This window comes from Roseateles sp. SL47 (assembly GCF_026625885.1).
In the GTDB taxonomy this organism is placed as follows: Bacteria; Pseudomonadota; Gammaproteobacteria; order Burkholderiales; family Burkholderiaceae_C; genus Roseateles.
This window is the reverse complement of record NZ_CP113068.1, coordinates 4,801,849-4,825,430: the sequence shown is the minus strand read 5'-3', so window position 1 is coordinate 4,825,430 and position 23,582 is coordinate 4,801,849. Positions and strand designations below refer to the sequence as shown.

General features: G+C 64.2%; 20 protein-coding genes. 7 read left to right on the top strand and 13 right to left on the bottom strand.

The window, feature by feature from the left end; translation table 11 throughout:
- Nucleotides 1–109 precede the first annotated feature (109 nt).
- The 4 genes from OU995_RS20765 to OU995_RS20750 all read right to left on the bottom strand — a co-directional run bounded on the left by OU995_RS20765 (nt 110) and on the right by OU995_RS20750 (nt 3,884).
- A complete protein-coding gene (locus tag OU995_RS20765) occupies nt 110–1,051 on the bottom strand; it encodes a zinc-dependent alcohol dehydrogenase family protein (protein ID WP_267832029.1) in 942 nt (313 codons plus the stop codon).
- Between the two features lie 127 nt (nt 1,052–1,178).
- Nucleotides 1,179–2,648: an NAD-dependent succinate-semialdehyde dehydrogenase gene (locus OU995_RS20760; protein ID WP_267832028.1), complete on the bottom strand. Its 1,470-nt coding sequence runs from the start codon at nt 2,646–2,648 to the stop codon at nt 1,179–1,181.
- Nucleotides 2,649–2,712: 64 nt separating this feature from the next.
- A complete protein-coding gene (locus OU995_RS20755) occupies nt 2,713–3,564 on the bottom strand; it encodes an SDR family NAD(P)-dependent oxidoreductase (RefSeq protein ID WP_267832027.1) in 852 nt (283 codons plus the stop codon).
- Nucleotides 3,565–3,566: 2 nt separating this feature from the next.
- Entirely contained in the window at nt 3,567–3,884 is a 318-nt protein-coding gene (locus OU995_RS20750) for a hypothetical protein (protein ID WP_267832026.1), read from the bottom strand.
- Between the two features lie 165 nt (nt 3,885–4,049).
- Here OU995_RS20750 and OU995_RS20745 point away from each other — a divergent pair, with 165 nt between their 5' ends.
- Nucleotides 4,050–5,279: a class I SAM-dependent methyltransferase gene (locus OU995_RS20745; RefSeq protein ID WP_267832025.1), complete on the top strand. Its 1,230-nt coding sequence runs from the start codon at nt 4,050–4,052 to the stop codon at nt 5,277–5,279.
- Complete coding sequence (locus OU995_RS20740) at nt 5,276–5,641, top strand: hypothetical protein (protein WP_267832024.1); 366 nt, start codon at nt 5,276–5,278, stop codon at nt 5,639–5,641. Before OU995_RS20745 ends, OU995_RS20740 begins: the two co-directional genes overlap by 4 nt.
- Nucleotides 5,642–5,728: 87 nt before the next feature.
- On the opposite strand, the gene OU995_RS20735 is transcribed toward OU995_RS20740, so the two are convergent.
- The gene (locus OU995_RS20735; protein ID WP_267832023.1) at nt 5,729–7,015 is read right to left on the bottom strand and encodes an MFS transporter; all 1,287 of its coding nucleotides are present in this window, start codon (nt 7,013–7,015) and stop codon (nt 5,729–5,731) included.
- Nucleotides 7,016–7,164: 149 nt separating this feature from the next.
- Between OU995_RS20735 and OU995_RS20730 the strand changes: the two genes are divergently transcribed.
- Both OU995_RS20730 and OU995_RS20725 read left to right on the top strand, forming a co-directional pair.
- Complete coding sequence (locus tag OU995_RS20730) at nt 7,165–8,052, top strand: hypothetical protein (RefSeq protein ID WP_267832022.1); 888 nt, start codon at nt 7,165–7,167, stop codon at nt 8,050–8,052.
- A complete protein-coding gene (locus OU995_RS20725; protein ID WP_267832021.1) occupies nt 8,049–9,443 on the top strand; it encodes an MmgE/PrpD family protein in 1,395 nt (464 codons plus the stop codon). The genes OU995_RS20730 and OU995_RS20725 overlap by 4 nt, the downstream gene beginning before the upstream one ends.
- A 35-nt stretch (nt 9,444–9,478) precedes the next feature.
- Here the strand turns inward: OU995_RS20725 and OU995_RS20720 are convergent, their stop codons facing one another.
- Together OU995_RS20720 and OU995_RS20715 are read right to left on the bottom strand one after the other, a co-directional pair.
- Nucleotides 9,479–10,009 (bottom strand): hypothetical protein, encoded by a 531-nt coding sequence (locus OU995_RS20720; RefSeq protein ID WP_267832020.1) that lies wholly within the window; start codon nt 10,007–10,009, stop codon nt 9,479–9,481.
- Nucleotides 10,010–10,098: 89 nt separating this feature from the next.
- The gene (locus OU995_RS20715) at nt 10,099–11,508 is read right to left on the bottom strand and encodes an FAD-dependent oxidoreductase (protein WP_267832019.1); all 1,410 of its coding nucleotides are present in this window, start codon (nt 11,506–11,508) and stop codon (nt 10,099–10,101) included.
- Nucleotides 11,509–11,961: 453 nt separating this feature from the next.
- Between OU995_RS20715 and OU995_RS20710 the strand changes: the two genes are divergently transcribed.
- The 3 genes from OU995_RS20710 to OU995_RS20700 are packed head-to-tail and all read left to right on the top strand — an operon-like array spanning nt 11,962 to nt 14,481.
- Nucleotides 11,962–12,648 carry an isochorismatase family protein gene (locus OU995_RS20710; protein WP_267832018.1) on the top strand — a complete coding sequence of 229 codons (687 nt, stop codon included), beginning with the start codon at nt 11,962–11,964 and terminating at the stop codon, nt 12,646–12,648.
- 6 nt (nt 12,649–12,654) lie between these two features.
- A complete protein-coding gene (locus OU995_RS20705) occupies nt 12,655–13,140 on the top strand; it encodes a (2Fe-2S)-binding protein (protein ID WP_267832017.1) in 486 nt (161 codons plus the stop codon).
- 54 nt (nt 13,141–13,194) lie between these two features.
- Nucleotides 13,195–14,481 carry a serine hydrolase domain-containing protein gene (locus OU995_RS20700; protein ID WP_267832016.1) on the top strand — a complete coding sequence of 429 codons (1,287 nt, stop codon included), beginning with the start codon at nt 13,195–13,197 and terminating at the stop codon, nt 14,479–14,481.
- A 36-nt stretch (nt 14,482–14,517) separates the two neighbouring features.
- Here the strand turns inward: OU995_RS20700 and OU995_RS20695 are convergent, their stop codons facing one another.
- The 6 genes from OU995_RS20695 to OU995_RS20670 all read right to left on the bottom strand — a co-directional run bounded on the left by OU995_RS20695 (nt 14,518) and on the right by OU995_RS20670 (nt 23,376).
- Nucleotides 14,518–15,543 carry a formylglycine-generating enzyme family protein gene (locus OU995_RS20695; protein WP_267832015.1) on the bottom strand — a complete coding sequence of 342 codons (1,026 nt, stop codon included), beginning with the start codon at nt 15,541–15,543 and terminating at the stop codon, nt 14,518–14,520.
- Nucleotides 15,540–17,015: a flavin monoamine oxidase family protein gene (locus tag OU995_RS20690; RefSeq protein WP_267832014.1), complete on the bottom strand. Its 1,476-nt coding sequence runs from the start codon at nt 17,013–17,015 to the stop codon at nt 15,540–15,542. Before OU995_RS20690 ends, OU995_RS20695 begins: the two co-directional genes overlap by 4 nt.
- Nucleotides 17,015–19,501, bottom strand: a complete 2,487-nt coding sequence (locus OU995_RS20685; RefSeq protein ID WP_267832013.1) for a TonB-dependent receptor — start codon at nt 19,499–19,501, stop codon at nt 17,015–17,017. Before OU995_RS20685 ends, OU995_RS20690 begins: the two co-directional genes overlap by 1 nt.
- Nucleotides 19,502–19,743: 242 nt before the next feature.
- Entirely contained in the window at nt 19,744–20,727 is a 984-nt protein-coding gene (locus OU995_RS20680; RefSeq protein ID WP_267832012.1) for an alpha/beta fold hydrolase, read from the bottom strand.
- Nucleotides 20,724–21,725, bottom strand: coding sequence for a zinc-binding dehydrogenase (locus tag OU995_RS20675; RefSeq protein WP_267832011.1), 1,002 nt, complete (start codon nt 21,723–21,725; stop codon nt 20,724–20,726). The genes OU995_RS20680 and OU995_RS20675 overlap by 4 nt, the downstream gene beginning before the upstream one ends.
- A 34-nt stretch (nt 21,726–21,759) precedes the next feature.
- Nucleotides 21,760–23,376 carry an FAD-binding oxidoreductase gene (locus OU995_RS20670; RefSeq protein WP_267832010.1) on the bottom strand — a complete coding sequence of 539 codons (1,617 nt, stop codon included), beginning with the start codon at nt 23,374–23,376 and terminating at the stop codon, nt 21,760–21,762.
- Between the last annotated feature and the right edge of the window lie 206 nt (nt 23,377–23,582).

Here is a 23,582-nt window from a genome sequence, read left to right as displayed (position 1 = left end):
GCGCCAGTCGTCTCCTGATTTGTCCTTTCTATTGTGCACGCGACGCGAAGTCGTCGGTAAGAGCTGCGCCCCGTGGGGCGCCGTCGCCGTTTTGAGCCTGTTTTGTGCGTCAGTCGCTCACCCGGATCAGCACTTTGCCAAGGTGGTGTCCGCCGAGAAGGTGACGATAGGCCTCCGGAGCCTCGTCAAAAGATAACTCCTTGTCGATCACCGGTTCGATGTTGCCCACCGAGATCGCGTTGACCAAACTCTGGAGCATCCGCCGATTTCCTGCGGTGATGCCCCGTAGCGTGAGGTTCTTCCCGACGATGCCGAACAGGTTGTCAAGCGTAGGCGCTCCCTCGGCGGGCGTAGCGGCCAGGGCCCCGATCAGGGCCAACCGTCCGTTGGGCGCTGCTGCCGCAATGGAACTCGCCAGCGTCGCCAGGCCGCCGGTTTCCACAACGATATCTGCGCCGCGCTGACCATTGGCATTGAGCAACTCGGCAGCCCAGTTGGGGTGAGTGCGGTAGTTGATCGTGATGTCTGCTCCCAGCTTGCGAGCCTGAGACAGTTTCTGGTCGCTGGAGGAGGTGATGGCGACCCGGGCACCGTGCAGCTTGGCGAGCTGAAGCGCGAAGATGGAGACACCCCCGGTGCCGAGTGCCAGGACAAGGTCTCCGGCCTTGATCTGTCCCACATCAACGAGCGCATTCCAGGCGGTCAGCGCAGCGGCGGAGAGCGCAGCGGCCTGAGAGTCGGTCAGAGCATCCGGGACTTTCACCAAGGACTGAGCCGGCACCACGATCTGTTCGGCCAGCCAACCGTCCTGGGTGATGCCCAGGTCTTCACCAAAATAGCGGAGGTCGAAGGCCCCATCGAGCCAAGTGGCGAAGTGCGGGCAGATCACCCGATCCCCAACCGAGAAGCCCGCGACCCCCGCACCCACATGGAGAACTTCACCGACACCATCCGACACCGGGACACGGTGCTCCGGGCGCCGAGGGCCATAGGTGCCCTGGATCATCAGCAGATCCCGATGGTTGAGGCACACCGCGCGCACCTTGAGCACGATCTGCCCGGCGGCGGGTGTGAGGCTCGGGCGATGAGCGATCCGCAGGGATGACAAACCCTGCTGATCGCCGATTTCGTAGACCTTCATGGTGTTCCTTGTAGTCGTCGAGAAAATGGGGAGGCGCTCAGGCGTCCTGGCAGCGGAACTTCATCTGCAGGTAGTCCACCAGGCCGTGGCGCGAGCCTTCCCGGCCGTAGCCGGAGGCCTTGATACCGCCAAAAGGCGCCGCTTCGGAAGCCAGGGCGCCTGCGTTGATGCCGACGATGCCTGCTTCCAAGGCGTCCGAGACCCTCCAGCATCGGGCGATGTCCTGGGAGTAGAAGTAGGCGGCCAGTCCAAAGGGCGTGGCATTGGCGGCTTCAAGTACTTGGTCCTCGGTGTCGAACACCGAGATGGCGGCAACTGGGCCAAACGTCTCTTCGCAACTGCAGGCCATGGTCGATGTCACCTGCACCAGCACGGTGGGATCAAAAAAGTGCCCACCGGCCGGATGGCCCGAGCGATGTCCGCCAAGCAGCAGTTGCGCACCGTTCGCCACGGCATCCGTCACATGGCTTGTGATCTTCGCAATCGCCCGGTCGTTGATCATCGGCCCGATCTGCGCGGAAGGGTCGGTGGCCGGCGCGACTTTGAGTTGTTGCACGCGTGGAAGCAGTTGGTTCACAAAGTCGTTGTGAACCGATCGATGGACAAAGATGCGGTTGGGACTCACGCAGGTTTGGCCACCATTGCGGAATTTGGCGGCCATCAGCCCATCGACTGCCGCGCCGATGTCCGCATCTTCAAAGACCAGGAACGGCGCATTGCCCCCCAGTTCCAAGGACAAGCGTTTCAGCGTCGTCGCCGATTCACGCGCCAGATGCTGGCCCACCGCGGTGGAGCCGGTGAAGCTGAGCTTGCGGACCCGCTCATCACGCAGCCAGAGGTCCACCACCAGATGGGCCCGCTCGCGCGAACACACCACCATGTTGATCACGCCGGCCGGCAGCCCCGCCTCCTCGGCCAGTCGAACCAGCGCGAGGGCGGTCAGCGGAGTGTCTTCCGCCGGTTTGGCGACGACGGTGCATCCCGCCGCAAGTGCCGGGGCCAGCTTGCGCGCAATCATGGCCGCAGGGAAGTTCCACGGCGTGATGACGGCAACCACACCGACGGGCTCCCATTCGGCCGTCATGCGTCTGCGGGCGTGGGGTGTCGGGATCACGTCTCCATGGAGGTGCGCGGCCTCTTCAGCGAACCACTCCACATAGCTGGCCGCGTAGGCGACCTCGGCACGTGACTCCACCAGAGGCTTCCCCTGCTCACGACTGATCAGGCGGGCAAGGTCCTCCTGGTTGGACAGGAGCAAGGCGTGCCATCGCTTCAGCACCGCCGCACGTGCGCGCGGGGCTGTTCTGCGCCAGGCGGGCAGGGCGGATGAGGCCGCCGAAAGAGCGGCTGCGGCATCAGCGGCGCTGCTATCTGGAACGCTTGCGAACGGCTGGGCCGTGGCGGGGTCTTCCACCAGCAGGGTGCGGCCGTCCATGGCATCGCACCAGCGGGCGTTGATGAAATTCTGTGTGCGCAGCAGGTCGGCGCGGTGTGGAAGCAGACTCATGGAGAGGGGGCGAGAAGGAAGCCGGGCGTGAGCAGGCGCACGAACAGCGGTATGAACAGAACGGTCAGTGGGGTTCCTCACCACCGGAGACGTTGAGTGACTCTGCGGTGATGTAGCTGGCTTGTTCTGAGCACAGAAAGGCCACGGCATTGGCCGTATCCGCAGGCAACCCGGTGCGGCCGAGTGGGATCCGGGCGCGCATGGCCGCCATGTATTGATCCAGCGTCTTGCCTTGCTTGGCCGCAAAATATTCGTTCTGCCAGGCGCCGAGCCCCGTGGTGACGTGGTTGGGGCAGACGTTATTGACGGTAATGCCCAGGGGCCCCAGTTCGATGGCAGCTGAGCGGGTGAGCCCAACCAGCCCATGTTTAGAGGCCGTGTAGGCCTGTGCCTGGGCAAAACCTGACTTGGCGGCCTGGCTGGCGATGTTGACGATGCGCCCCCCGCGGCCTTGTTCCGCCATGACCGCTGCCGCCGCTTGCAAGCCGAAGAAGGCACCGGTGAGATTGACGTCAATCACGGCCGTCCAGTCTTCCGGCGAGACGTCCAGCAAAGGCTTCATGATGTAGCCAATGCCAGCGTTGTTGACCCAGATATCGAGTCCGCCGCGGCTGCTGACGGCATGCTGGGCCAGCGCCTGAACCTGTACCCATTGGCGTACGTCGCAGCTGAAGGTGCTGATGTCTGCACCGGTGCGCTCGCGTATTCCCTGCGCCACTGCCAACAACTCCTCTTCGCCACCGATCATGCGATCTGGGGTGGCCGCATCCACGGAGCGACCAATGTCGGACAGTACAACCGCCGCACCATCCTCTGCCAGGCGCAGAGCAATGGCTTCTCCAAGCCCATGGCGCCGGCCGGCACCGGTAATGACCGCCGTCTTTCCCGCCAGTGGGCGGGCGTGAGTCTGCCCCATGCTTACGCTCCCACCGGTTCTGTCACCAGGAAAACGGGGTCTGCCCAGGTCTGGAATTCAGCAGCCACGCGGGTCATCGTCTCGCTCTGGACGTCTTTTCCGAAGCTTTCCATGTCCTTGATGTCGATGATCTCGATGTATTGATATGGAGGCGTGGCATCGCTGCCGAGCATGCCCGAGAAGCGGTAGACGGAAAAATCGGCAATGGACCGCAAGGCCTTCACCGTTGGCAGATCGGTGGTGAGGGCCCAGTGTTCGTAGTCCTTCAAAGATCGGCCAGGCTTCAGGTTGAACAGCACGATCAGTCGAGTCGCAGCCATGAGGGGTCCAGGGACGTGATGAGATGCCGCAACGATAGGCAGCTCGTCACCGGGGCCCCAGTTGCAAGCTGCCTGTGTTCACCCCGCGAGAACTGCTGCGGCGCCGTTGAGCTCATGAGCACTTGGCGCGCATCCTCGATGCTTCGCATAGTCATAGGAGATGGCATGACGGCCTCCGCCCCCGCTTCTTCCGAGGCGCTCCCTCGACCGGACGGTCCACCCGACTATCGTCTGGTGGGGCGTCACGGTGTGTTTCCGGACACCACACATGATGAAATCGAACGCATCAATTTTCTGGCCCAAATGAACCGGCATCTGGCCGCCCGCGTGGTGCCAGGCGTTGCTCAGGCGTATGAGTCACGGGTTCGTCCTGCACTGCGCCAGGCGCTGGGCCGGGAGCCTCAAGATCGTCATGAGGTACGCCATGGGCTTCTGGCGGATCCGGCGTTCCAGACCTGGTCCGCGCTGCGTCGACTGACCATGGAGCAGCGCCAGCAAGCTGGCCTTTGGACGACACTGCGGCAAGCCGAGGGGCTTGCACGGAAGGCCGCAGCCCTGGTGGCGGCGGATCGGTTGACCCTTGACCCTCCATTGGCAGTACCGCGCTATGTGAAGGCGGTTGATCATCACTGCATGCCCGGTAGTTATCACCAGGAGCGGTTCGAGGGCGACGTGGTCGCAGGCGCCAACTATGACCACGCCGGATTCGTTACGACCGGCGGTCTGCTGGGGCGGTGGGCGGATGGCGGGGGTCAGGCCGTGGCGCGCTGGATTCGCCGACATCATCCGGATTTCCGTCCTCGACGCATCCTGGACATCGGGTGCACGGTCGGGCACAGCGTTGTGCCCATCGCACAGGCGTTTCCCGAGGCGGAAGTGGTGGCCATTGATGTGGGTGCTCCTGTGCTGCGCTACGCGGCAGCTCGAGCCGCATCGCTCGGTGTGAGCAACATACGGTTTGTGCAGGCCAATGGTGAAGACCTCTCCCGCTTCGACGATGGCAGCTTTGACTGGATCCAGACGACGATGTTCCTTCACGAGCTCTCCACCACTGCCCTTGGGGCGATTGCCCGGGAGAGCCATCGCCTGCTGCGAGCAGGTGGTGTCGTGCTGCATGTCGAGCAGCCACAGTACGGCAAGGACATGCCCTTGTTGGAGCAGGCGTTGCGCGACTGGGATGCGTTCTACAACAATGAACCGTTCTGGAGTCGGCTTCATGAGTTGGACTTGGGGCAACACCTGGTCGCAGCGGGATTCGACGCAGAAAGGCTGATTCACGCCAATGTGACGGCGGTGGTGGACACTGAATTGTTCCCCGACGCCGCCGAGGACGACACCGAGGACTACGGTCGCAAGGCGGCCTGGCATGTGACTGGGGCATGGAGATCCGCATGAGTTGGGAAGACGCACTGAAGGGCGCGGGCTCCAAGCCCGCAGGAAAACGCCCCTATTTCTTAACGCCGGAAGTCGAGCGCGTGCTGGCCATCACCATGGCTGCGGTGCAGGAGTTGGCCGTGGCGCGCCAGCGGCTGGACACGCTGGAGCGCGTTTTGGAGGCGCAGGGTGTGCTCTCCCGCGCGGACATTGAATGCTTCCAGCCCGATGCTCAGGCGGATACGGAACGCACCCGATGGACTCAGGAATATTTGTCGCGCGTGCTTCGCATCGTCCAGCAAGAGAACGAGGCTGCCAGCCTCGTGGGTGAGCCGGCATCGGAGGATGTAGCGGTGGAGGTGACGCGTTCCGCTGCGGAATGAGTCACCGGATGGCGAGGGCCGATGTTGGCATGGAAGCCCCGATCGAGCGTCTCGACGGGGCTTTTTCAATGGGCCGGCTGGCAGGTGTCAGCGAGCGGGCGTCGTCAGACTGTTGGGGGAGCTGTGAGCCGCCAGGGGCCTGGCCGGAGAGACCGCAGCGGGCACGCGATAGCGGCCAAGGGCAAGGAAGGACGCCGCCCCGAGCACCAAGCCCAGCGCGGAGGCAGTCAGCACCGCTTGATAGTTGCCCGTACGGTCGAAGCTCCAGCCGAACACGGCGGGTCCGAGGCCTGCCCCGATCGAGAAGCAGACGTACAGCAGGGAATAGGTCTGGGTGTAGCTCTTCATGCCAAAGTAGCGGGCGACGAAGAATGCCATCAGGTCGTATTCGACGCCGACTGCGAAGCCAATCAGGAAGATCGACAGCAGAGCAGCCTCGAAGCTGAACTGGCTTTGAGCAAGCAGGAGGCAGGACAGGCCCGGCAGGCTGAGGATGATCAACGCCACCGCTGGCGCCCAAAAGCGATCCACGAGCCATCCACCCGCGATTCTGCCAATCAGGGCCGACAGTCCGATGAAAGGCGTGAGACGTATCACCACCTCGGGCGCGAAGCCGTTGGCCCGCAGGATGTTTTCCATGTTGGGAATGGGCCCGCCCAGCGCAAACGAGATGGGGATGAACGCGGCGCCCATCAGCCACAGTCGCCACGATCGGAGGGTTTCGGAGAAGCTGAGCCCATCCGAGGGGCGACTTGTCGCCGTCGAGTGTGTGTCGTCGTCAGTATTTCGAAACAGCGCGAAGGCGACCGGAAAGGCGATCAGCAACGGGAGCAGGCCCAGGCCGATATAGGCGCCTCGCCAACCGAAGTGCGTGATCATCCAGGCGGTCATTGGCTTGGCGAAGATTCCGAACACCCCCGTGCCCATCAGCGTCAGGCCAAGGGCAAGTCCTTTGCGCTCGTCGAACCAGTGATTGACGCCGCGTGTCCAGGTGATGGGCAGTGTGCCCGCACCCAACAGCGCAATGGCTCCCCAGGTCAGGTAGTACTGTGGCAGTGATCCATTGGAGAACGCCAGCGCCATGAACGCCAATGAGAACAGCAGAAGGGACCCCAGGGCTACAGGTCGGGTCCCCCACCGTGCCGCGAGAAAGCCGGCCAGCGGACCGGCGAACAACACAACGAATGTGGTGATCGTGATGCCGAAGAAGATCTGGCCCATCCCCCAGCCAAACTCCGCATGCAAATGCGGGGCTAGCACACCGGTGGTGTAGAAAGGGAGAGGGGAGAGACCCAATCCGACGCCCAGCATGGATGCGAGCACGATGGGCCATCCACGGCGGAACTCTGTGTAGCCTTGGGGGCGTTGTGACATGGTCAAGTCCTGGGGCGTGCCTATGCACGATGCGCCCATGAAACGCCAACCTGGGCGACGCCTCAAGCCTCGGTCCGGGCTCATCCGCCACGTGGATAACGGGTGGACACAGCCTGCCTTGCGTCACACCGCCCCCTATGCTCGTGTTGATGAATCCCTTGCGTTGCGCCACCGTGGTGGTCAAGAGCGCGGACGAGGCAGCGGCTGGCTACGTGGAACGCCTCGACTTCCGCATCATCGAGAGTGGCCCCCTCGACCACGACCTTGCCGCCCATTGGGGGGCGCCACAGAGCGCCGGCCGCCAATGTGTGGTGGTGCGGCCAGCCAGCGGGCGTCCGGTGGACCTGCGGTTCATTGAGGGCGACCCCGTCCCTGGCTTGCGCCCGCTGCGGACGTTTGGCTGGGCTGCGCTGGAGCTGTGCGTGGAGGACGTCTTTGCGACGCAGGATCGACTGATAGGGAGCGCGTTCGAGATCATCGGGCCTCCGACGGCCAATCCCAGCCTGCCCAGCATTCACCCGATGCAAGTGATGGGACCCGATGGCGAGGTCCTCTATCTGACGCAGGTGCTGCAAGGTGGTCCAGGCAGTGGACTGCCGCAGGCCCAATCGCCTGTGGATGTGCTCTTTATTGCCGTGCTGGCCTGCCAGGATCTGGAAACGAGCGCGCATTGGCTCTCCAGGCAGTTGGATTTTCCGCTGCAGGACCCTCTGGAGATTCCCTACCGGATGCTCAACCGGGCCTTTGACCTGCCCCCGACACATCGCCATCGGATCGTCTGTGCGACGGCGAATGGCCACATCTGCCTGGAACTGGACCAATATCCCCCAGGTGCCACCCCGCGGCCCGGCCTACCCGGACAGTTGCCTCCGGGCATTGCCATCGTGACTCTGACCCATCCTGATCTGTCTGCCATCCAGGGGCCGTGGATGACGCCGCCCATGCCGCGACAGGGGGTGGTCTATGAAGGTCGGCGCGCCGGGGTGTTGCGTTCGCCGGAAGGTACGTTGATCGAGCTGGTGGAGTCACCGACATGAGCGGAGATCCTTCGACGTTCTCGAAGCAAACCGAAGTCAGCGCCACCGACCGGATCCTCGATCACGCGCTGAGCGTCGAGTGGGCGGCCCTGCCAGCCCAAGTTCAGCAGGCTGCCACGACCTTCCTGCATGACACGCTGTGCGTTGGTGTGGCCGGCCGTGCTGCCCCGGATGCCGATGCGGTCTGGCGAGCTGTCCAGGGATGGTGCGGCGGATCGGGACCCTGCCAGGTGCTGGGTCGACCGGGGGAGGGGGCTTCCGCACCGTATGCGGCGTTTATCAATGCTTACCAGATTCATGCTCAGGAGTTTGACTGTGTGCATGAGCCAGCCGTGGCACACCCGATGGCCACGGTGGCGTCCGCCGTTTTGGCTGATGCCGATCGTACTGGGCCCCGCGCCGGGACGGAGCTACTCGCCTCGCTGGTCGCGGGTGTTGATGTGGTCGCGACGCTGGGCGTTGCAGTGACCACTCCGCTGCGGTTCTTCCGGCCCGCCACGGCGGGCCTGTTTGGATCAGTCGCAGCGCTCTGTCGTCTGCGCGGATTGCCGCTGGAGGTGGCGCGTGCGGCCTTTGGCCATGCGTTGGCCTATGCAGCCGGCACCATGCAGGCGCACCTGGAAGGCAAACCTACGCTGGCATTGCAGGTCGCGGGCGCTGCTCGCTCTGCCTTGGTGGCCTTGGATCTGGCATTGGCGGGGATTGATGCCCCGCACCACGTCATTGATGGTCCCTTTGGGTATTTGCCGCTGTTTGAATCGGGCTTTGAACTGGACGCAGCGCTGGCGGAACTTGGGCAGCGATGGCGCATGGCGGAGCTGAGCTGGAAGCCCTTTCCCACGGGACGCGCCGCTCATGGGGCGATCGTTGCGTTGCGTCAGCTGATGGACCTCGGGCTCACCGAAAGTCAGGTCGAACAGGTCATCTATCACGCGCCGCCGCTGATCGCCCGCCTGGTGGGTCGGGCAGCCGTCGCCGACATGCGGCCCGCGCATGCGCGGCTTTGTTTTCCTTATCTAGGGGCCGTTGTGTTGCAGCGACGTGAGGTGGGCTTGGAGGATTTCACGGTCGACCGGCTGTCCGATGAAAAAACCCTCGCCCTCGCGCAGCGGCTGTCGGTGCGTGCGGACGGTCATCCTGATCCTGCCGCATTCGTGCCCGCATTGCTGGAAGTCCGTCTGGTGGACGGGCGTTCCCTCCACCAGAGGGTAGAACGCCAGTTCGGCGCTCCCGAGTGGCCGTTATCCCGGCAGCAGCATCTTGACAAGGCGCAGGCTTGCCTGGCCTTCGGTGGGCAGGCCCATCTGCATGATGCGCTGAGTGCCTGGATCACGAGCCTGCCGGTGCAACGTGACGCCGCTGGTTCCCTGCGCGGCATTTTGTCGCGCTGAGAACGATTTCAAGAGGGGCGTACAGCCCCCGGAGGTCAATTCTTCGGCGCGGTGGGGTCGTTGAAGTTCTGCCAATCCGCCGTGACGAATCGCTCGTCGATCAGCGTGCGCTGGAAGCAAACATCGTTGCGGAACCAATGCCAGGTCCGTGCGCGGTTCTTGCCATCGGCCGAGAGCTGAATCATCTCGTACAGATAGAGGTCGGGTTCGCCCTTGCGTGTCCAATTGAGGCAGGTGGAGCGATGATGGTCGTCGGGCTGCATGGCTGCGGCCCAGCCGGTGATCAGATCGTTGTCCCACCAGATGCGGCCCTTCTCATACCAGGCCGGGAAATCACGAACATCCACGCGGCCGTCTTCCCAGAAGTAGTGGTTGGTTTGGTGGTAGTTGCCGGCATGCGGTCCAGACTGCGGCAGACGGCAGATCAGGCGCGAGCGGTGTTGATCGATCAGCTGGCCGGTGGCAGCGTCATAGTAGCGATACCAACCCTCCCAGACGCCTTCATTGCGAGCCAACAGAGGCATCGCTTCGCGGATGTTGGAGGGGGTTTCAGTGGTGGAGCTCATGGTTATGTCTCAGGTTGGTACAAGGAATGCACCGCCAATGGCGGTGCCAGGGAAGAAAGCTGGATGGGGCCCAAGCCCCCGGTGAAGGCTTAGCGGTCTGCAGGCACCACGCCCTGGCGAGCGGCCTGTGCCGCAGCCTGCTGCCCTGCGAGGCGGCCGAAGGTGACGGCGGCACATAACCCCATCGCTGGCAGGTAGCCCCAGAACGACGGGCCGGAGACGCCGCGGGCACTGCCGCCACCCGCAAACAGATTGGGCAACGGCTGGCCATCGGGGCGTAGTACGCGCGCGCTGCCGTTGATCTGCAGGCCGCCTTGTGTATGGAAGAGGGCTCCGCCCACCTTGAGGGCCCGATAAGGAGCGGCCGGCGGCGGGCCATCCAACCAGCACCGCCCCAACCGGTCAGCCGTGCCTGCTCGCCAGGCCGCCCAACTCGATGCCAGTTCATCGGCGAGCGATGCTGCGTCGACACCGATGGCCTGGGCCAGGGTTGTCAGGTCGGGGGCTTCACGCATGGCACCCAGTCCCCTCAATTGACGGGTTTCCAGCACGTAGGTGCAGCGCGTTTCGATCGCCTCGTCGATCACCACCCAGGCCATGCTGTCAGGCTGAGCCAGTACCGGGTGCACCATGCCCGAAATGTCTTCGGTCTCGTGGACAAAGCGTCGGCCCGCTTTGTTGATCAGCAGCCCACCCTCGACCAGGAAGCCAGGGGGCACCGGGATCGTCTGCGGATCGGCGAGCATGCCGTAGCCCTGGTAGGAGCCCATGTCGCCCACCGCAGCGCCCATTGACTGGCCAACGCGTATGCCATCGCCGCAGTTGCCTTCATGACCGTTGCAACGGGCGAGGGAGGCGTCCGGAATGTATTGGCGGACCATCGCCGGACTGGCGGCGAAGCCACCGGCTGCCATCACCAGTGTGTCGCAGCCAATGGCCTCGCGCGAGCCGTCGGGACGTTCCACCCATACGCCTCGGGCAGCGCCGCTGGCATCGGTCACCACATCCACCAACTTCGCCTCGGTCAGTACATCGACGTTCGCCGCCGCGAGGCGTGCATGCAGCAACTGCACCATGTCGATCCCGGTATGGTCCAGCCAGCCGTGCACGCGGGCCCGGCTATGCCCATAGCTCGGTTTGAAGCGAAGGTCGAGGTCCCAGGGCAGATCGTGTTGTTGGATCAACCAATCCATGGTGGGGCCGGCATGATCGGCAATGGCACGTGCCAGCACGGGGTCGGTCAGTCCCCGGGTTTTGGTGAGGATGTCTTCATACAACTGATCGGGGCTGTCGTCGATGCCATGCCGGCGCTGTGCAGCAGTGCCTGCTGCACAGACGAGGCCCTGGGACATGCCTGTGGTGCCCAACGGCTCTGCATCGCGCTCCACCACCAGGACAGAAGCGCCCGCATCCTGAGCGGCCAGCGCTGCGGTGGCACCACACGCGCCGCCGCCGATCACCAGAACCGGAACGGTGAACTCGAAATCCATCGGGCTCATGCGTAGCACCTGGCGCAGTCCGTCGTGCAGGCGAGGGCATGAACGTGACAATCGGTCGAGAAGTCCGTGAAGGCCTCGTTGGTGCCAGGCGGCTGAACCCGAGATGCATCGGTTCGGAGCACCAAGATCAAACGGGGCGCGAGCAAGGCCAATGCTCCGATGGTGGGTAGAGCAATAGCCGCCCAATATTCGCTATAGGCTCGCATCAGGTGAGTCAGCGCGGAGATGTCCATACAAGGCCCCGATTGCAGTAAGGGCTTCATGGTCCTAGCCCCAAGGGCTGCGAGCCAACGCAGAGTCCTCCGCTATTCGCATAGTGGATGTGGGGGCTCGTCACTGCGGTCAACGATCTCTATTCGACTGGTGAATCGAAGCACTCGATGCGCTTGTCGCTTCCTGCGTCCCGCCGGATGCTCCAGGGATTGCTCATCACCATCGCCCGGAATCTTCAACGTGACCCGTCCTTCGACCGATGCTCTCGACCTTACAGCGGACTACCAGCGTGCGGGCTTTGGCGCCCGTCTTCCATTCGGGCAGCAACCCGCCTTGGTGGTCGTGGATGTGGTGCAGGCCTACGTCCAACCGGGCAGCGGTCTCTATGCCCAGGGATTTGTGGATGCGGTAGAACCCAACCGTCGTCTCGTTGCTGCGGCTCGCGCGGCGGGTGTGCCGGTGATCTTTACGCGGGTGGCTTATGACGCCCTTGGTCGGGATGGGGGTCTCTTTTTTCGTAAGGTGCCGGCCTTGCGCTCGTTTGTGCCTGGTTCACCACTGGGCGCATTTGTGGCCGGTGTCGAGCCGGAGGCGCACGAAACCGTGGTGACCAAACAATACGCCTCGGCCTTCTTCGGCACGTCGCTGGCCTCGACCTTGACCGCCTTGAAGGTCGACACCGTACTGGTGACTGGCTTCTCCACCTCCGGCTGTGTTCGAGCGACGGCACTTGATGCGCTCCAACATGGCTTCGCCCCGTTCGTGGTTCGGGAGGCTTGTGGCGATCGGGACGAGCGTCCGCAGCAGTCCAACTTGTTCGATCTTCAGGCCAAGTATGCGGAGGTCGTAAGTGTGGAAGAGGCGATCCAGGCACTGCGGCCGGTGGACGATGCCAAGTCTGATGCTGTCCTCCAGGCGTCCGATTGAATGGCCATGAAAACGATCAACATCAATGGCCGTGCGGTGGCAGTGGATGCCCCTGACGAAATGCCGTTGCTCTGGGTGCTGCGAGACCAACTGCACCTGTGTGGGACCAAGTTCGGTTGCGGGGCAGCCCAGTGCCGGGCGTGCACGGTGCATGTGGATGGCGATGCCATGCCGTCCTGCGTGCTACCGGTCGGGGCGGTTCAGGGGCGTCACGTGGTCAGCATCGAGGAGATTTCCGGACCAGTGGCCGACGCGGTGCGGCGGGCCTGGGTGGAACTGGAAGTGCCGCAGTGCGGGTATTGCCAGTCTGGGCAGGTCATGGGGGCCGTCGCGCTGCTCAGGCGCCATCCCAAACCGGATGACGCTGCGATTGACGAGGCCATGTCGGCTCACCTGTGTCGGTGCGGCACCTATTCCCGAATCCGCCAGGCCATTCATCGGGCTGCGGCTGCGTTGAGCGAACGCAGTGATCCGGACCCTTCCCAGCGGTGATTCACGTCTGCACCCTCGTCCGTCAACCTCTCGCCTGCAAGGGCCTTCCCGCTTATGAAACACCTTCTCGCGCAGCTGTTGATGATCGCTGTGATGGCGGTCTCGCCGGTCCCCTCACGTGCCGCCGAACCTGCGGCGGCCTCCGCCGTCCCTGCGCCATTGGCCTCATCGGCCCCGGTGGCCACAGTTCTGCCGCCTCCACCAAGGGATGAAGCCAACGCGGCCTTCTGGTGGCGCATGGACCATCCGGCGGCCAATCCCCTGGAAGCCCCCTACAGCTCCTACTGGCCCCTGGTTCCGCTCAAGGGCGAACCGGGCCCCTTCCTGCCATCGGCACCGCAGGGCCACACGACCGTGCCCGCCAGTGCTTTGGAGGAAGCCTCCAGCTACGTGGAGGGCAGCAGGGGCATGGCGCTGATCGTGGTGCACCGCGGTGTGGTGCAGTTGGAGCGCTATTTCAATGGATTCGATGCTGAACAGACGTTCAGCGCGCACAGCATGGCCAAAACACTGGGAGCCATGGCGATTGGTGTCGCGCTGCAAGAGGGGCGCATTCGGTCGCTGGATCAACCGGCATCCACCTGGTTGAAGGAATGGCGTGACGCTTCACGCGCAGCAATCACCCTCCGCCAACTGCTGACCATGAGCGGAGGTTTTCGCAATGAGCCCAACAAGGTGCCCGGCAGCCACTACATCCAGTTGCACTACGGCGCCGACGTCGAGGCCATCGTCCGCGAAGCGCCGTTGGCCTATCCGCCGGGCACCGACTTCGCCTGGGACAACGACAACTCTCATGCGATCAGCCTGGTCGTGGAACGTGCCACCGGACAGTCTTATCTGGACTTCGTCAGCACACGCCTGTGGAAGCCCTTGGGGGCGAGCGATGCGGAACAGATGTTGGATCGCCCCGGCGGACGGGCGATGGCGTATTGCTGCATCTGGTCACGCGCACGTGACTGGGTGCGGATCGGGCAGATGTTGCTGGACGGAGGACGATGGCAAGGCAAACAGTTGCTCGATGAGCGGTTTGTCCGGGAAATGCGGGCTCCGGCCCCCACAAACCCGGCATTCGGCTATCAGGTTTATCTGGGCGCTGCGTGGAAGGACCCACGACTCAATCGACGCGCGATCGCGTTGGGCGACGACAAGGTCGAAGCGGTGGCACCGGATCAGTTCTATCTCAGTGGTGTGGGCGGCTTGCAGTTGATGATCGTGCCCAGTGAGCAACTGCTGGTGCTGCGCGTCGGCAAGTCTTCCCCAGCATGGCGGGAGCCGACCTTGTCCAATTTGCTGGTTGGCGCCTTGCGGGCCGTCAGGGCCGGCCCCACCGAGGCCCGGTAAGGGCGTGGCGCAGGAGGCAGGGGGGGCGAGAGGGCCTCAGAGATCTCGTGCCACTCGGAACCCGAAGACATTGCTGCGCGTCTGCGGGGCATAACCTCCGCGATAGGCCGGGCGGGTCCGCGCCGGGCCGCTGATCCATGCGCCGCCCCGAAGCCCACGGGCTGGGCAGTGGGCCGTCTCTCTCGGGGACCCGTCACGAGGCATGGAGCCGTCCGCATACGCCTCGGGCGCGTAACAGTCCTGCACCCACTCCCACACATTGCCGATCATGTCCTGCACCCCGAACCGATTAGGTTCCAGCCGTCCCACCGGGGCTGCCTGGAAGTGACCATCGCTACAGTAATGGTGTTCCGACCAGTGGAAGCCGTCGCTTGCCTCGGTGGTGTCGGCGACATTGGCAAATCGACAGGCCGGAGATCCCTGGGGGGCCTCCTCGCCGGCGTCGTCGTCGTTTCCCCAGGGCCAGTGGGTGTGGCTGCCCGCTCGCGCCGCGTATTCCCATTCGGTCTCGGTGGGGAGCCGGTACAGCTGCCCCGCCACGCTCCCGAGCCATTGCGTGTAGGCCCGAGCATCATTCCAGCTGACGCAGACCACCGGATGTTGTGGCGTCTGCGCGTAGCCAGGTGACCGCCAGCTCAAGGCGGGGCGAGGGCCAAGGGCATGGTCGGTGGGCAGCCAGGCCAGGCAGCCTTGCGCGGGGGCGCGCTCGGCGTCCGTGACATAGCCCGTGGCAGTGATGAAGCGTTCAAACTCCTCCACCGTGACCTCGCGTCGGGCCAATGCAAAGGACCGCGACACCTGCGCCTCATGCGCCGGTTCCTCGCGACCGTCCTTGGCGCGCCGTGGGTCGGACGCGTCGCTCCCCATCCGAAACGTGCCAGCGGCGATCACGACCAGGTCCGGGCATACCGGACAGTCGCGACGCCCTGTCTGCTGCGCGGCTGGATCGCCGACGCTTGTACAGCCCAGCAAGACGCTTCCGGTGAGCGCTCCGTAGAGTGTCCACCTGGCGACGCGGAGGCGCTCGGCATGGGCAAGCCCGTGGGCGGCGAAGCGGGTCATCCCAGGCGATCCAGCACGTCCATGACCGCATGCTCCGAAGCCTCACAGGCCGCTTCCAGACCCACATGGGTCCGCCCGAGATGATCGCCAGCGAAGTAGAGCGCCCCGATCGGGCGCCGCACGACATCTTCATAACGGCCGATGTCGCCTGGCGCCCAACTGGCGATGTGCCCGAGCGCCCCGGGCTGAGCGCCCCAGTGATGCACATGGGTCACCTGGACGTGGCCGCGCGAGGATGGTCGCAGTCGATGGAGCGTCTCCAGCGCATATTGGCCCATGGCCTCCCGGGTCAGCCCCCGGACTGCATCCACCCCATCGCCGCTGATATAGGCTCCGATGATGCCGTAGGGCTGATCCTCGGCGGGAAGGTGGAAGAAGCGCTCGATCGGGCCGTCGGTCCACATCTCGGCAGCTGCGCCGTCCTGTTGCCAGAACGGGCTGTCCACGGACATGAACACCTGAACCACGTCGGTGTGGCGAACCGCCTGCCAGCCGGCACGCTGCAGCGTAGGCACCGGACCGTCGATGCGAAGCTTTCGAAGCACCGCAAACGGCAGGGTCGAGATGCAGGTGCGGCCACGGTGGACCGAGCCGTCCCGACACCTCACCTCCACCCCATGGGCACCGGTATGGATCTGGGTGACGAACTGGTTCAGCAGCACGGGTCGCTGCAAGGAAGCCGCCATCGCGTCGGTCAGGGCGCTTGTGCCGCCCTTGACGCGAGCGCTGCGACCAGCACGTGCTTCCCAACCGTAGTAATACGTGCGACGGACGAAGTGCAGCGCGTTGGCCTCGTCCAGATTGGTCCCCGGGGCATGAACATCCATCAGCCGGAGGGCCTCGGGTGAGGCACCGAGTCGGGTCATGTACTCACGCAGTGACAGGCGATCCAGCCAGGAAAATTCCGGCTTGAGCCAGTCATTGAGGTCCTTGAAGCCGACGTCCTGGTTGAGGAACCAGGAGATCAACTGCGACGGGGTGCGCGAGATCTCCTGGCCTCGCAGGCGGTTCAGCGGCGACTGTGCCCACGGGGGGGCTGAAACGGGTTGGCCATAGACGCTGTAGGCCGCCGAGGCGCTGCCGACGATGTCTCGCGAGCCAGGCGGGGGCGCGATCAATTCCACGCCCAACTCGGCGGCATTGCCACGCACGCGGCCGTAACCCGCACCGACCGTGCCGGCGCCCAATTCGGGGCGACCCGGGACATCGCGCGCCGTCCAGCAACGGCCGCCGACGCGGCCGCTCCCTTCCAGCACGGTGACCGACTTGCCGGCGGACTGAAGCAGTCGCGCAGCATGCAGCCCGGCGATGCCCGCGCCCAGGATCAGGACGTCCGTCGGCGCCTGCGATGCTGCGCTCAAGCGGCCCGGCAGGGCCACCAGGGCCGCGCCAGCCAAACCACCCGTCAATAACGAGCGGCGCCGTGGACCGGCACCTGCGCCGGTCCGTTCAGTGGTGGCGGCGCTGTTCATCAGAACGAGTAGCTGGCACGCACGCCGAAGGCACGTTCTTCCTGCGCCATCGCGGTCAGCCCTTGCTGAGAGAAGCTGGTCAGCGGCGACAGGCCGAGGTTGTTCACACGCGAGACGGTGGTCCAGCTGCGATCGTTGGCCAGATTGCGGACGTAGATATCGAAGGACATGTCGTTTTTGTCGAAGCCTAGACGAAGGTCGATGCGGCTGTAGGGATCCGTTCGAGCGAAGTTGAAGTCGCTTTCCCACATCCGTCCCACATACAGAACATCGGCACGCAGCCATGGACGCCACCCGTTGGAAAGCGGATTGAATCGGTAAGTGGTGTTTGCATTGACCTGAATGTCGGGGACGCGGGCCACGGTGTTGCCGTCGAAGGAGACGGCATAACCCGTGAGTGCGGCCGTTCCGTAGCTGCCGTAGCGCGATTGCGAGGAGCTGTCGTAGCGGGTCCAGCGGGCGCGTTTGTAATCCACATAGGCGCCGACGACCCAACTGGGCGTCAGTTGGGCATCGACCGACAGCTCGATGCCGCGGATGCGAGCGTCATTGCCGCTCTGGATGCCGGTACCCGAGGCCGTGAGCGGGCATTCCGCCGTGCCCGAGGTCGTGCCGCAGCTGGCCGGGTTGAAGATGGTGGTGCTTGTCAGGCGATGCTTCCATTGCATGTCATACAGCGCGAGTGCGTACTGGAAGTTGTTGCCAACACGCTGCTTGAACCCCAGTTCGAAGGAGGTGAGGGTGGGTTGTTCTGTGAAGTCGCTGGCTGTGGGGACCTGCGTGAGGATGTATGCCTTGGCCGCCGCTGAGGCACTCGAGAATCCGGAGTTCACTGTCAGCGGTTGCACACCCTTGGCAACGTTGAAATACGTGGAAATGTTGGTGGTAGGCTTGTAGCGAAGGGTCAACCTCGGCAGCACGTTGGAGGTCCGGTTCTCCTGTACGGCCCCAGCGCGACTGTAAGACTTGATCTGGTCGCGTTGATACCGGGCTTCCAGTGAGCCCGTGATCTGAGGCGTGAAGTCGTATTCCACCGATCCATAGACAGCCGGGACGGTCGAATCAAAATTGCTGAAGTTGGTGGAGATGCCAGCCGCCGTCCCGCCGAAACCCGGGCTGTAGTCGATCTGTGAATAGACGTAGGACGACCGGAAGAGGCTGGCTCCGACGACGCCACGCAGGCTTTGGCGGGCATCGGTGGAGAGGCGGGTGTCCACCGTCAGGTCATGCGTCGGATTGATCTGCGCTGAAAAGAAGTTGGCGGTACCGGTTTTGTCCAGGTCATAGATGCTGGTGGTGTTGGCTTCGTTGTAGCCGAGGTTGAAGGCCAGCTCCATGTCCTTCGGAAGTTCATAACCGGCTTGGAGAGAGGCCTGCTTGACTTCACTGCGCATGCCCATGTGGTCCAGACGTGGCGTCTTGGCCAGATAAGGGTCGTTGAGCGAGTTGTTGACGAAGGCGTTGTAGGCGGCGGCAGGAATCGTGGTGTTGGCATTGATCACGCCGCTGCCCAATTGCTTCAGATCGGGGATGCTGCCGCAGAAGTAGGCGGTGCCGGGGGTGTAGCTGACGGTCGCACCATCGCGGCCGGTGCCCGTGTAGGTCCTGCCCGTACAACTCGTGTTGTTGGTCGCCGCGAGATAGGCCACGGCGGGCAGACTGTCGTCGTTTTCCTGATAGCTCCCGCGCAGGCGCAGCCAGAGCTTCTCTGTGGGAGTGACATAGAGCGTGCCGGTGATGGTGCGCGAGTTCTCGGCCCCAAGTTCGCCCCCGTCGCTGGCATGCTGCTCGGCGACCTTGTTGTGGCTGGCCACCATCAGGCGGCCCTTGAGAAGGCCGGCGATCAGCGGGCCCTCCATACTGGCATCCACGTCGGACGAGCCATGGTGGTTGATATTGGTGTTGACCGTGCCACGGAACTCGTCTGCCGGGACCTTGGTGATGAAGTTGACCGCCCCACCAAAGGTGCTGCGCCCGAAGAAAGCGTTCTGTGGCCCCTTGAGCACTTCCACACGGGCGATGTCGCTCATGCCGAGGGTGGAGATGCCGTTGGTGATGGCCACACCGTCTAGGAACACGCCACCGGAGGCGTCGTTGGGGCGCCCTAGTTCCCCCTGCAGGCCCCGGAAGGTGACCATGCCTGCAGAGCGGCCATAGGCGCCAGTGCTCTGGGCCGAGGTGAATGTGAAGCCGGCCTGGCTGCTCAGGTCCGAGACCGAAGTGGTTCCAGAGGCTCGCAGGTCCTTATCGGACATGGTCTGTACTGATATCGGCACATCGATTTGCAATTCGGCGCGCTTGCGGGCGGTGACGTAGACCGTGCCAAGCCCTGATGCCGCCGATGCAGCGTCGGGTTTGGCGTCGGAGGCGGCGTCGGCGGGCGCATCGGCTTTGGCTGCGGCCTTCGCCTCGGATGAAGGTTCCGGGGATGCCGGTGCCGTGGACTGTGCCAGGGCGCCCAGCGGCAGCAGGGTGACCGCGCTCAACCCCCAACCCGCAAGGACGAGGTGGACCAACGGGTGGCGGCGGAAGCGAAGAGGTAGGACCGGGGGCAGAAGGCGATTCACTTTGAAGAACTCCGAGACTTTGATTGGGGGGGGAGACTGGCGCGGCTGGCTGGGGCCCGAATGCGGCGCTCAGAGCGGGACTTCAGAAACGGACTGCGGATACGGGAACTGCGGATGGGGGAGCGGCTCAGGTCGTGAGAGGCCGGTCTCGTGGACCTGCGTCATGAGCCGCTCTGGTGGCACTGCAATTGATCAAGCAGGGCATTGAAGGAGGCCGCTTCGTCGAGGAACACCGCGTGTCCGGCGCTGGGGAAGTCAACGAAGCGAGCCTCTGGAAAGAAGTCTTTCAGTCGCGCCAGGGTGGCCGGACTGATGATGGGATCGCGGCCGCCCGTAGCGAAGGTGATGGGGGCTTGAACGTCGATCTTTCCGGTGCGTGCCCGACCTGCGACGCCCTGGTCCACCCATGGCCCGACCCGCATGGCCGCAGCCTTGAACTGAGCGCGCAGGGTCGGGTCCAGAGGTGTGGCGGCGGTGGTGGGGAATAGCAGGTCCATGGAGGCCTCCACCGCCTGGACATTGCGCTGAAGGTCAGGCAGTTGTGTCGGTCCGGGTGTGGGAGGGGCGGGCGGTGGCGGGGATGCGGCGGTGCCAGCGGCCGTGCCGATCAGCAGATATCCAGCGACAGGAATCTCTGGATGCAGGGTCGCGAAGTCCATGGCCACTGTGCCGCCGAAGGACCATGCCGCGATGAGCGGCCGACGCAGATTCAAGGCTTGAATGACGCTGGCGACGTCTTCCGCCCAGGGACGAGCATGGTCGTAAGCCGACTTCTGCCATGGGTGGCCGGAGTTGCCATGACCCCGCAGGTCGAAAGCGACCAGATGACAGCGATGGTCGAGGTCACTGCCGAACTGCAGCGCCCAGCTCAGGTAGCTTTGCCGAAAGCCGTGGATGAAGAGTACCGGAGGCAGGGACGGGTCCCCCTTCTCCACCACGTTCAGGGGCACCCCGTCGGCACCTTCGACCTGACGAAACCGGGCTCCTGCGTAGTGAGGATTGAGGGCCGCTGTGGAGGCGCCGTTCGGTGGAGCTGACCTTGTTGCCGAGGTCTCCTGCGCTGGCTGAGCGGCCCAAAGACTGCCGCTCACGGCCAGCCAGACGGTCAGAGCGATCCAGCGGCAGGGGACGTATACGGCACTCATGTCTTGCCCTCCGAGGACAGCGTTACGAGTACCTTGCCCATGGAGCTCCCGGACAGCAGATGGTCGATGGCGTCCGGCACCTGCTCGATGCCGCGCAGGTCTCGGGCGTCGAAGACCACCCGCAGTCGTCCGGACTGATACAGCGGAAACAGCGCTGCACGTGCGGTGGCCCAATGCTCGGTCAGCAGTCCGTTCATGAACCCCCGTACCGACGCGCCCTTGTAATAGAGCTTGTGAACGATGCGCGGCGCGGTGATCACTTCGGGGCGTCCATCGAGGTCTTGGGCCGCACCACCGACCACCAGCCGACCATGGGGCGCCAGTTGGTCGACCATGGCGTCGAAAGTCGCACCGCCCACGGTATCGATGGCCAGATTCAGGGCCCCGGGGAAATCCCGGGCGAGTGCTGCGGCGACCGGCTCGGTCTTGTAGTCGATGACATGGTCCGCGCCCAACGAACGTACAAATGCGGCCTTCGTCGCACCGCCGCAGATGGCCACCACCCGACAGCCCTGCAGCTTGGCGAGTTGAACCAGCAGGTGACCGAGCCCCCCCGCTGCAGCCGAGATGGCGACGGTTTCTCCTTCGCACGCCTGACCCGTGTGCATCAGCATCAACCATGCCGATACTCCGGTGGACGCCAGCGCCAGCCATTCCGGGCGTACTGATGGCACCCGAATGAAGTCGTTGGCCGACCCGACGTTGCCCTCGCGATACCCCCCGCGAAAGCGGACGGTCACTGCAGCATCGCCCGGTTGAAACTGGAGTACGCCTTTTCCAACCGCCTTGACAATCCCCAAGGCCTCGACGCCCATCACCGTCGGCAGCGCGACCTTCATATAGTCAACGGCATTGCGCGCGATCTGTGTGTCGAAGATTCCGTTGACGCCGCACCAAAGGTTGCGAACGGCGATCTCGCCCGGACCTGGTTCGCGCCAGGGCATTTCAACGAGTGCAGCGCCGTGACGCACATCGGTGGCAAAACGTTGCAGTTGCAACGCTCGATAGCTACTCATGGGAGCCTCCGGTCCTTCAGTGTGAGGGAAGGTCGAAACCGAGCACGCCAGGATTGAGGCGGCCGTGGGGGTCCACGTGTTGCTTGATGGCGGCCAGCAGCGCCCAACTGTCCGGGTCCCGACTTTCACGGTAGGGATAGGTGCGGCCAATCTGGAAGTGGCCGGCGCCTTGTTGGCGGAACACCTCGATGATTCGTGCCTTGGCCTGAAGCGCGACTGCGTGGGCCTCATGGTTGGCACTCAGCACGGGCAGTCGGCTCAGATGGGCGGGCTCGATGTGGGCCTCGTGGACTGGCAGCCGCTCGTCCGGCCAGTACAGAACGGGTTCCAGGATGATGGCGTTCGTCGACATGCTGGTGAAGAGGAAGCCATGCTGCATGCCATGGCGTTTGAAGGCTCCGGCCATGTCCGCGAAGATTGCCGTCAATGCCGCGAGCACGTCCGGCGCAGCGGAGAGCGGAACCTGCCCGTGGATGGGCAGCCAGCGCTCTCCGTCGGGGCCCAGAATGCTGTTGGCCGGGGGGAACGGCACGGCACGAATGACCTTGGCGATGGTGTTCGGGATTTCCCGGCCACCTTCCTGGGCAGCAACACGACGAGCGGCTTCGAGATCGAACTCAACCGCCTCCGCGCAGCGCCCTTCGGCATTCAGGTGCAGCGAGAATGCCTCGACGTCGATGAAGTCTCGGCCGGCGAGGGCCATGCGTCCCACCTCGACCAACCCCTTGAGCAGCGACCGCTGTTGTCCTGCGACGGCGACGGCCTTCTTGAGATCGCTGGCCATGGATTCACGCCGCATGCGCACCCGTGTCAGACCCGGATCAAAGGCGCACATTTCAGCAGCCAGGCCCTGGCGGGCGATCTCACCCATCGCCCGCATGAGTGATTCCCCCGTGGGGAAGGCGAAGGACACGTGCCCCTCCACCGCCGGCTTGCGCATCAATCGCAGGGTGATCTCGGCTTTGACGCCCAACGCGCCGCAGTCACCACAAAACAACCCGGCCAGGTCGGGGCCGAAATGGCGGTAGAACGGAGACTGCCCGTTGGGGCCTCGCGCACCCGTGCGGATCAGGCGACCGTCCGCAAGCACCACGGTCAGTGCCACCACACTCTCGCTGGAGGTTCCATGCTGACCGGCCCCCAACATGGCGTTGAGCTGGGAGAGACCGCCGCCGACGGTTGAACTGATGCCGGACATCGGTCCAAAGAATGGCGTGCGGAGCCCCAAGGGCGTGAGCGTCGCGAGCAGGTCAGCCCAGGTGCAGCCGGCTTCGACGGTCACTGTCATGTCCTGCGCCGAGACCGACAGCACCCGGTTCATGCGGCGCATGTCGAGCATCATGGTGGCGGGGGTTGCCGGCACATATCCCGCCGTATAGCTCATGCCGGCGCCGCGCGGAGCGACGTCAACTCCCGCCTCGTTGGCACTGGCCATGATCCTGGAGAGTTCCCCGATCGATCCGGGTGCAACGACCAGCACGGGCCGGTGAGGGCCACGATCGCCGATGTCATGATCGAACTCACGCAGCGCATCGATGTCCTCCCGGACATTGTCAGGGCCGACGATCTGGCGACAACGATCGGCAAAGTCGAGCAGGCACTCGGCCGAGGCGGGGGGCATCACAACACTCATGGGAACCAACTCCGTTGCGCAATCTCGCCGTGACCGCTCGAACTGCGAAGCGGGGCGAAATTTCTTGACAGAGATATTGCGATTTCAAGACGTACGCCACCAACCTTGCCACGAGGGCTGACCGCAGAGCGAGCATCCCTGTGCTGGTTTATCCGGAGGTGATCATTCCGGCTGTTGTGCCGCCTGCGGTGTTGCCTGCGGACCCG